8 protein-coding genes are annotated in these 9213 nt (G+C 70.1%); 5 read left to right on the forward strand and 3 right to left on the reverse strand.

What is annotated here, in order from left to right; translation table 11 throughout:
- Positions 1–89 precede the first annotated feature (89 nt).
- From ABZ281_RS24025 to ABZ281_RS24035, 3 genes are all read right to left on the reverse strand, one after another.
- Positions 90–1205: an amidohydrolase family protein gene (locus ABZ281_RS24025; protein WP_356658527.1), complete on the reverse strand. Its 1116-nt coding sequence runs from the start codon at positions 1203–1205 to the stop codon at positions 90–92.
- A 179-nt stretch (positions 1206–1384) separates the two neighbouring features.
- On the reverse strand, positions 1385–1717 hold the full coding sequence (locus ABZ281_RS24030; protein ID WP_356658529.1) for a hypothetical protein: 333 nt from the start codon (positions 1715–1717) through the stop codon (positions 1385–1387).
- 58 nt (positions 1718–1775) lie between these two features.
- Positions 1776–2705: a heme o synthase gene (locus ABZ281_RS24035; protein ID WP_356658539.1), complete on the reverse strand. Its 930-nt coding sequence runs from the start codon at positions 2703–2705 to the stop codon at positions 1776–1778.
- Positions 2706–3088: 383 nt separating this feature from the next.
- Between ABZ281_RS24035 and tkt the strand changes: the two genes are divergently transcribed.
- From tkt to ABZ281_RS24060, 5 genes are all read left to right on the forward strand, one after another.
- On the forward strand, positions 3089–5176 hold the full coding sequence (gene tkt / locus ABZ281_RS24040; protein WP_356658531.1) for a transketolase: 2088 nt from the start codon (positions 3089–3091) through the stop codon (positions 5174–5176).
- Between the two features lie 34 nt (positions 5177–5210).
- Entirely contained in the window at positions 5211–6329 is a 1119-nt protein-coding gene (gene tal, locus ABZ281_RS24045; protein WP_356658533.1) for a transaldolase, read from the forward strand.
- A 4-nt stretch (positions 6330–6333) separates the two neighbouring features.
- Positions 6334–7857 (forward strand): glucose-6-phosphate dehydrogenase, encoded by a 1524-nt coding sequence (gene zwf, locus ABZ281_RS24050; RefSeq protein WP_356658535.1) that lies wholly within the window; start codon positions 6334–6336, stop codon positions 7855–7857.
- The gene (opcA, locus tag ABZ281_RS24055; protein WP_356658537.1) at positions 7854–8945 is read left to right on the forward strand and encodes a glucose-6-phosphate dehydrogenase assembly protein OpcA; all 1092 of its coding nucleotides are present in this window, start codon (positions 7854–7856) and stop codon (positions 8943–8945) included. Before zwf ends, opcA begins: the two co-directional genes overlap by 4 nt.
- Before the next feature lie 41 nt (positions 8946–8986).
- On the forward strand, positions 8987–9213 hold a 227-nt coding region (locus ABZ281_RS24060; RefSeq protein ID WP_356658541.1), incomplete at its 3' end, for a 6-phosphogluconolactonase.

The raw sequence follows: 9213 nt of genomic DNA on the forward strand, positions 1-9213 counted from the left end.
GTACGTCCAGTACGAGGGCTTCCGGCCGGCACGCCGAGAGCACGCACCAAACGCCGCTCCTCAACGGGCAAACGTTGCCTGCCGCGGCACTAGCCAAGCCAGTCGAGCCCGTACACCCGCCGCGCGTTCCCCGACGCCAGCATGCCCGCCACCCGCTGCGCGTCGGCGAGTGACCAGGCGCCCTCGGCCACCCAGGTGCCGAGCACCCGCCCGAGGGCCTCGCGGAACAGGCGGGCGCCCACCACGTGCAGTTCGGGCAGGCCCTGGGCGCCGGTGGAGAAGAGGATCTTGCCGAAGGGGGCCAGTTCCAGAATCTCCGCGAGAATGGTCGCGGCCCCGGCGCCCGTGCGGACCAGGGCGGCGCCGCAGTCGACGTGGACATGCGGGAAGACACCGGCGAGATGGGCAGCGTGCCGGTGGTACGGGTAGCCGTGCAGCAGCACGAGGTCCGTGCCCAGGCCGGCCGTGGCCCGCACGAAGTCCGTCAGCAGCACCGGGTCCGTGCGGTCGATCCGCAGGCCCGGCGCGCCCAGCCCCGCGTGCAGCTGGAGCGGCCGGCCGGAGGCGACCGCGCTCCACAGCAGATGCCGTAGCAGCACCGGGTCGCTCAGCTCCCCGCCGACTCCGCGCCCGGCGAGCCAGCGGCCGGCCGCCCCGCGCACCTCTCCCGGCCCGGGTGGCTCCGGCGCGAGCGCGAGGCCGTGCCGTACGCCCGCGACCGAGGTGAAGGCGACGGCGTCGGCGGCGGCCGCGTGCACCGACTCGGTGAGGTTGGCGAGGAAGGACTCGACGGTCCCGGAGGTGTCGGCGACCTGCTCGGCGAGGAGTTCCAGGCGCACGATCTCGCGGGCCTCGGCGGCTCCGGCGGAGGCCAGCTCGCCGGGTTCCGTCAGATCGCCGGGGAGGCCGGTGTCGACCAGGTACGTGGTGATGCCGCTGCCACGCAGGAGCCGGCGGCCGGACTCCAGGACGCCCAGTTCCCGGCGTCGGGCCAGATAGCGGGCGGGCGCGCAGTGCGGTTCGAGCCCGAGCAGAGGCGGGCACCAGCGCCGCACGGCGAAGCCGGTCTGGGTGTCGAAGAGGGTGGTGCCGGGGGCGGGCGGGCCCTCGGTGCGGCTGAGGTGGGCCTCGAAGGTGCCGAGGCCCAGCTCGGTGCGGAGCACTCCGTGGCAGTACTGGTCCACTAGCGACGGCGTTTCGATCATCCGGGCCTCCCGGTGTGGACCCTGTTGCTCTCAAGGGTCCTAACGGGTGAACCGGGTTCGAGGTGGCGGTCCCGGGGTGGGGGTCCTGGTCACGGGGCGGCTGCGGACCGGTTGTGGCTGGTCGCGCCCACGCGGCGGAGCAGCACATTGATACAGCCCCGCGCCCCTGGGCCGGCTGCTCAGCTGTTCTTGGGACCGCCGACCTGGATCCCCGCCATCCGCGACCACTCGTAACGGCCCGTCTTCACCTTCGCCGCGAATGCGCCGTCGAAGGACTCGTGGGTCGTGATGCCCGACTTCTCCACGGCCTTCCCGGCGATCTGGTGGGAGGGGGCGACCAGGTCGCCCCAGGTGCCGTCCTCGCCGACCAGGACGATGCGGGCGCCGCGCTCGCCGAGATAGGCGATCTGGCCCTCGGCGCCGCCGTGGGCCCGGGAGAAGGAGGAGATCTGCTTGGCCAGCCGGGCCACCTTGCGCTCGGCCTTCGGGTCAACCTGCTGCGTGTCTGCCATGGCCAGGATGCTACTCACGAGTAGATCGACTGGCGAGGGCAGGGGCCTGTGACGTACGTCAGTGTGTCAGCGCGGGGATGAAGGGATCGACGGCGACGGCCACGAACAGCAGCGACACGTACGTGATCGACCAGTGGAACAGGCGCATCTCCTTCAGCTTCGCGCCCGTCACCTCCGCCCTCGCGCGGTTCTGCAGGCCGTGCGCCTCCCAGAGCCAGAAGCCGCCCGCCAGCAGCGCCACCGAGGTGTAGAACCAGCCGGTGTAGCCGAGCGGGGTCAGCAGGAGCGAGACGGCGACCATGACCCAGCTGTAGATCACGATCTGCTTGGCGACCACCTTGTTGGAGGCGACCACCGGCAGCATGGGCACGCCCACGCGCGCGTAGTCCTCCTTGACCTTCATGGACAGCGGCCAGTAGTGCGGCGGCGTCCAGAAGAACATGACCATGAAGAGGATGACCGGCGCCCACGACATCGAGTTCGTGACCGAGGACCAGCCGATCAGCACCGGCAGGCAGCCGGCGATGCCGCCCCACACGATGTTCTGCGAGGTACGGCGCTTGAGGATCATCGTGTAGACGACCACATAGAAGAGGAGCGCGCCGAGGGCGAGCCAGGCGCTCAGCCAGTTCACCGTGAGGCCGAACAGCAGCGTCGAGGCGACGGCCAGCGTGATGCCGAAGACGAAGCACTCGCGCGGGCTGACCATGCCGGTGACCAGCGGGCGCTGCGAGGTGCGGTCCATCAGCGCGTCGATGTCGCGGTCGATGTACATGTTGAGCGCGTTGGCGCCGCCCGCGGACATGTAGCCACCGAGGCACGTCAGCAGCACCAGCGTCAGGTCGGGCACACCCTGCTGCGCCAGGAACATCACCGGCACCGTGGTGATCAGCAGCAGCTCGATGATCCGCGGCTTGGTGAGAGCCACGAACGCCTTGACACGGGCCCCGAACGGCCGGTGGGCCGGGCTCTGGTCCGCCCCGATCATCCCCGCTGGACGGGATTCAACGGCCGTCACGCACACCCCTACAGAGACATCCCAGCAAGCCTCACCCCTGTGAAGTCCCGGTAAAGGCTCGCGCGTACCACGCCACTTTAGACGTTGCCCAGACTCGGACATTCGCGGGGGTCGGCTCGTGTTGGCGGACACCTTCCGAAGGGCGCGTCGAAGCTCGATTGAGCACCCGGATGAGCGGCTCCGTATTCACCTGTCGAATGCGGTACGGCCCAGTCAGGAGGCGGACCGGGATCAGCCCCGGCACTCTGGAGTGACTCGAAAAAACGCACGTCCCACGGGGGTAGGCTCGACTGCGGCCGGTGGGCGCCCCGATGCACCGGCTTCCGACATGTGGAGAGGAGCCCTGACCCAGGGTGAGCACCAAGCCGACCACCACAGACCTCGAGTGGACCGAGTTGGACCAGCGGTCCGTCGACACCGCGCGTGTCCTGGCCGCCGATGCCGTACAGAAGGTCGGTAACGGCCATCCGGGTACGGCGATGAGCCTGGCGCCTGCCGCCTACACCCTCTTCCAGAAGGTGATGCGGCACGACCCGGCGGACGCCGACTGGGTCGGGCGGGACCGCTTCGTGCTGTCCGCCGGCCACTCGTCCCTGACCCTCTACACCCAGCTGTACCTGGCCGGCTTCGGCCTGGAGCTGGACGACCTGAAGTCCTTCCGCACCTGGGGCTCGAAGACTCCCGGCCACCCCGAGTACGGGCACACCACCGGTGTGGAGACGACGACCGGCCCGCTCGGCCAGGGTGTCGCCAACGCGGTGGGCATGGCGATGGCCGCCCGCTACGAGCGCGGCCTGTTCGACCCGGAGGCCGCCGAGGGCGAGTCGCCGTTCGACCACTTCGTCTACTGCATCGCCGGTGACGGCTGCCTCCAGGAGGGCATCTCCGCCGAGGCGTCCTCCCTCGCGGGCCACCAGAAGCTCGGCAACCTGATCCTGCTGTGGGACGACAACCACATCTCGATCGAGGGCGACACCGAGACGGCCGTGTCCGAGGACACGGTGAAGCGGTACGAGGCCTACGGCTGGCATGTGCAGCGCGTGGCGCCGAAGCCGGACGGCGACCTGGACCCGAACGCGCTCTACGACGCGATCGAGGCGGCCAAGGCGGTCACCGACCGGCCGTCGTTCATCGCGATGCGCTCGATCATCGCCTGGCCCGCCCCGAACGCGCAGAACACCGAGGCGGCACACGGCTCGGCGCTGGGTGACGACGAGGTGGCCGCGACCAAGCGCGTGCTCGGCTTCGACCCGGAGCAGTCCTTCGAGGTCTCCGACGAGGTCATCACGCACACCCGCAAGGCGCTGGAGCGGGGCCAGGCGGCCCGCGCGGTGTGGGAGAAGGCGTACCAGCAGTGGCGGGACAACAACCCCGAGCGCGCCGCGGAGTACGACCGCGTCGCCAAGGGTGAGCTGCCCACCGGCTGGGAGGAGAAGATCCCGGTCTTCGAGGTCGGCAAGGGCGTGGCCACGCGTGCCGCCTCCGGCAAGGTGCTGCAGGCCCTCGGCGGGGTCATCCCGGAGCTGTGGGGCGGCTCGGCCGACCTGGCCGGCTCCAACAACACCACGATCGACAAGACCAGCTCCTTCCTCCCGGCGGACAACCCGCTGCCGGAGGCGGACCCGTACGGCCGCACGATCCACTTCGGTATCCGCGAGCACGCGATGGCCGCCGAGATGAACGGCATCGCACTGCACGGCAACACCCGCATCTACGGCGGCACCTTCCTGGTGTTCTCCGACTACATGCGCAACGCGGTGCGGCTGTCGGCGCTGATGCACCTGCCGGTGACGTACGTGTGGACGCACGACTCCATCGGCCTCGGCGAGGACGGCCCGACCCACCAGCCGGTCGAGCACCTGGCCGCGCTGCGGGCGATCCCGGGTCTGAACGTCGTGCGCCCGGCGGACGCCAACGAGACCGCGATCGTCTGGCGCGAGATCCTGGGGCGCTGGACGAAGGAGTTCGGCAAGGGCCAGCCGCACGGCCTGGCGCTGACCCGTCAGGGTGTGCCGACGTACGAGCCCAACGAGGACGCCGCCAAGGGCGGTTACGTCCTGTTCGAGGCCGACGGGGGCGAGCCCGAGGTCATCCTCATCGCCACCGGCTCGGAGGTACACCTCGCCGTCGAGGCGCGCGAGCAGCTCCAAGGCGCCGGCGTGCCCACGCGTGTGGTGTCCATGCCGTCGGTGGAGTGGTTCGAGCAGCAGAACCAGGGGTACCGGGACAGCGTCCTGCCGCCGTCCGTCCGGGCCCGTGTCGCGGTGGAGGCCGGTATCGGTCTCACCTGGCACAAGTACGTGGGGGACGCCGGCCGCATCGTTTCCCTGGAGCACTTCGGTGCTTCGGCCGACGGCAAGGTCCTCTTCCGCGAGTTCGGGTTCACTCCCGAGAACGTGGCCGCCGCCGCGCGGGAATCGATCGCCGCAGCTCAGCGCTGACGCTCATATACGACACGTAGGAGATGGAATTTCCATGACAGACGCACTCAAGCGCCTCTCCGAGGAGGGCGTCGCGATCTGGCTGGACGACCTGTCGCGCAAGCGGATCACGTCCGGCAACCTCGCCGAGCTGATCGACCAGCAGCACGTCGTGGGCGTCACCACCAACCCGTCGATCTTCCAGAAGGCGATCTCGCAGGGCGACGGCTACGACACGCAGCTGACCGACCTCGCCGCCCGCAAGGTCACCGTCGAAGAGGCCATCCGCATGATCACGACGGCGGACGTCCGTGACGCCGCCGACATCCTGCGCCCGGTCTTCGACGCCACCGGTGGCCAGGACGGCCGGGTCTCGATCGAGGTCGACCCGCGCCTGGCGCACCACACGCGGGCGACGGTCGCCGAGGCCAAGCAGCTCGCCTGGCTGGTGGACCGGCCCAACACGCTCATCAAGATCCCGGCGACCGAGGCGGGCATCCCGGCCATCGCCGAGACCATCGGCCTGGGCATCAGCGTCAACGTCACGCTGATCTTCTCCCTGGAGCGCTACCGCCTGGTCATGGACGCGTTCCTGACCGGCCTGGAGAAGGCCAGGGAGCGCGGCCTGGACCTGTCGCAGATCCATTCCGTGGCATCCTTCTTCGTGTCCCGCGTGGACACCGAGATCGACAAGCGGATCGACGCGCTGGGCACCGACGAGGCCAAGGCCGCCCGCGGCAAGGCCGGCGTCGCCAACGCCCGTCTGGCGTACCAGGCGTACGAGGAGGTCTTCTCCTCGGACCGCTGGAGCGCCCTGGAGAAGGCGGGCGCCAACAAGCAGCGTCCGCTGTGGGCGTCCACCGGCGTGAAGGACAAGGCGTACAAGGCCACCCTGTACGTCGACGAGCTGGTCGCTCCGAACACGGTGAACACCATGCCGGAGGCGACCCTGTTCGCCACGGAGGAGCAGGGCGAGATCCGCGGCAACGCCGTCGCCGGCACGTACGAGCAGGCCCGCGCCGACCTCGACGCGGTCGAGAAGCTCGGGATCAAGTACGACGACGTGGTCCGGCTGCTGGAGGAGGAGGGCGTCGAGAAGTTCGAGGCCTCCTGGACCGACCTGCTGAAGTCGACCGAGGCCGAGCTCAAGCGCCTCGCCCCCTCGGAGGGCTGAACAGGTGTCGAGCAGCAACCCGCTGCGTGACCCCGCGGACCGACGGCTCCCGCGTATCGCGGGGCCGTCGGGCCTGGTCATCTTCGGCGTCACGGGCGATCTGTCACGGAAGAAGCTCATGCCCGCCGTGTACGACCTCGCCAACCGGGGTCTGCTGCCGCCGGGCTTCTCGCTGGTGGGCTTCGCCCGCCGCGAGTGGGCGCACGAGGACTTCGCGCAGGAGGTCCACGACGCGGTCAAGGAGCACGCCCGCACGCCCTTCCGCGAGGAGGTCTGGCAGCAGCTCATCCAGGGCATGCGCTTCGTGCAGGGCACGTTCGACGACGACGACGCGTTCGAGCGGCTGCGCTCCACGATCGAGGAGCTCGACAAGGCACAGGGCACGGGCGGCAACTTCGCCTTCTACCTGTCCGTGCCGCCGTCGTCCTTCCCGGTGGTCATCCAGCAGCTGAAGAAGCACCAGCTGGCCGACCAGACGGGCGGCTCCTGGCGCCGCGCGGTCATCGAGAAGCCGTTCGGCCACGACCTCGCCTCGGCGGAGGAGCTCAACAAGGTCGTCCACGAGGTCTTCGCCCCGGACCAGGTCTTCCGCATCGACCACTACCTGGGCAAGGAGACCGTCCAGAACATCCTGGCGCTGCGCTTCGCCAACACGATGTTCGAGCCGATCTGGAACCGGTCCTTCGTGGACCATGTGCAGATCACCATGGCCGAGGACATCGGCATCGGCGGCCGGGCCGGGTACTACGACGGCATCGGCGCCGCCCGTGACGTCATCCAGAACCACCTGCTCCAGCTCATGGCCCTGACGGCCATGGAGGAGCCGGCCTCCTTCGACGCGGACGCGCTGGCCGCCGAGAAGACGAAGGTCCTGGGCGCCGTGCGGCTGCCGAAGGACATGGGCCGGGACACCGTGCGCGGCCAGTACTCCGCGGGCTGGCAGGGTGGCGCGAAGGTGATCGGCTATCTCGACGAGGACGGTATCAACGCCTCGTCGAAGACCGACACGTACGCCGCGATCAAGCTGGAGATCGACAACCGCCGCTGGGCGGGCGTTCCCTTCTACCTGCGCACCGGCAAGCGGCTGGGCCGCCGCGTGACGGAGATCGCGGTCGTCTTCCAGCGGGCCCCGCACTCCCCCTTCGACTCCACGGCCACCGAGGAGCTCGGCTCCAACGCGATCGTCATCCGCGTCCAGCCGGACGAGGGCGTCACGGTCCGCTTCGGCTCCAAGGTGCCGGGCACGTCGATGGAGATCCGGGACGTGTCGATGGACTTCGCGTACGGCGAGTCCTTCACGGAGTCCAGCCCGGAGGCGTACGAGCGTCTGATCCTGGACGTTCTGCTCGGTGACTCGAACCTCTTCCCGCGTACCGAGGAGGTCGAGCTGTCCTGGGAGATCCTCGACCCGATCGAGCAGTACTGGGACAAGAACGGCAAGCCTGCCCAGTACCAGGCCGGTACCTGGGGGCCCGTCGAAGCGGACGAAATGCTCGAGCGACACGGACGGAGCTGGCGCCGGCCATGAAGATAGACCTCACGGACACCACGGCCAGCAAGGTCAACAAGGCGCTGGTCCAGGGCCGCCGGGCGATCGGCACCCCGGCGGTCGGCATGGTGCTCACGCTGGTCATCGTGACGGACGAGGAGAACGCCTACGACGCGCTGAAGGCCGCGAGCGACGCCTCGCACGAGCATCCCGCACGCACGCTCGTGGTCATCAAACGCGTCTCCCGCTCACCCCGTGACCGCACGCAGTCGCGCCTCGACGCGGAGGTCCGGGTCGGCGCGGACGCCGTCTCCGGGGAGACGGTGGTGCTCCGGCTGTACGGCGAGGTCGTCGGCCACGCCCAGTCGGTGGTGCTGCCGCTGCTGCTGCCGGACGCCCCGGTGGTGGTGTGGTGGCCGGTGAACGCGCCGCTCGACCCGGCGAAGGACCCCCTCGGTGCCCTCGCGCAGCGCCGCGTCACCGACACGTACGCCTCCGAGCAGCCGGTACGCGACCTGGCCACCCGGTCCCGGGCCTACACCCCCGGTGACACGGACCTGTCCTGGACGCGCATCACCCCCTGGCGCTCCATGCTGGCGGCGGCCCTCGACCAGGTCACCTGCGAGGTGCGGGCCGTCGAGGTGGAGGGCGAGGAGTTCAACCCGAGCTGTGAGCTGCTGGCGATGTGGCTCGCGGACCGGCTGGACGTCCCCGTGAAGCGGTCGCTGTCCAGCGGGCCCGGTCTGACAGCGGTCCGGATGGACACCAACTGCGGCCCGATCAAGCTGGACCGCGCCGACGGCTCCCTGGCGACGCTCTCCATCGACGGCCAGCCGGACCGGGCGGTGGCGCTCAAACGCCGGGAGACCGCCGAGCTGATGGCGGAGGAGCTGCGGCGGCTGGACCCGGACGACACGTACGCGTCGGCGCTGCGGTACGGGGTGGACCGGCTGAAGTCCTCGTCGTCGGTGCCGGCGGTGCCCAAAAGTGAGGGGCGAGCAGGACTCGCCCTCCCCGCTCCCGTTGAAAGGGCTGCGAAAGCACCCGCTGCGGCAGCGACGGCGCAGGCACCGGTGAGGCGGGAGCCGCCCGAGCTGGAACCGGTACGGAAGGCGACGACGAAGTGAGTACGGCACCGCAGCTGGTCGTGCACCGCGACAAGGAGCTGATGGCGCAGGCCGCGGCGGCCCGGCTGATCACCAGGATCGTGGACGCGCAGACCTCCCGGGGCTCGGCGTCCGTGGTCCTGACGGGCGGCCGCAACGGCAACGGCCTGCTGGCCGCCCTGTCCGCGGCGCCCGCGCGGGACGCGATCGACTGGAGCCGCCTCGACCTCTGGTGGGGCGACGAGCGGTTCCTGCCCGAGGGCGACCCCGAGCGCAACGTCACCCAGGC

It is taken from the genome of Streptomyces sp. NPDC006265 (genome assembly GCF_040613555.1).
Lineage (GTDB): Bacteria > Actinomycetota > Actinomycetes > Streptomycetales > Streptomycetaceae > Streptomyces.

Coding starts and splice junctions, on each gene's coding strand:
- ABZ281_RS24035 (WP_356658539.1), bottom strand. CDS start 2,705: ATGATCGGGGCGGACCAGAGCCCGGCCCACCGGCCGTTCGGGGCCCGT.
- opcA (WP_356658537.1), top strand. CDS start 7,854: ATGAAGATAGACCTCACGGACACCACGGCCAGCAAGGTCAACAAGGCG.
- tal (WP_356658533.1), top strand. CDS start 5,211: ATGACAGACGCACTCAAGCGCCTCTCCGAGGAGGGCGTCGCGATCTGG.
- ABZ281_RS24030 (WP_356658529.1), bottom strand. CDS start 1,717: ATGGCAGACACGCAGCAGGTTGACCCGAAGGCCGAGCGCAAGGTGGCC.
- ABZ281_RS24025 (WP_356658527.1), bottom strand. CDS start 1,205: ATGATCGAAACGCCGTCGCTAGTGGACCAGTACTGCCACGGAGTGCTC.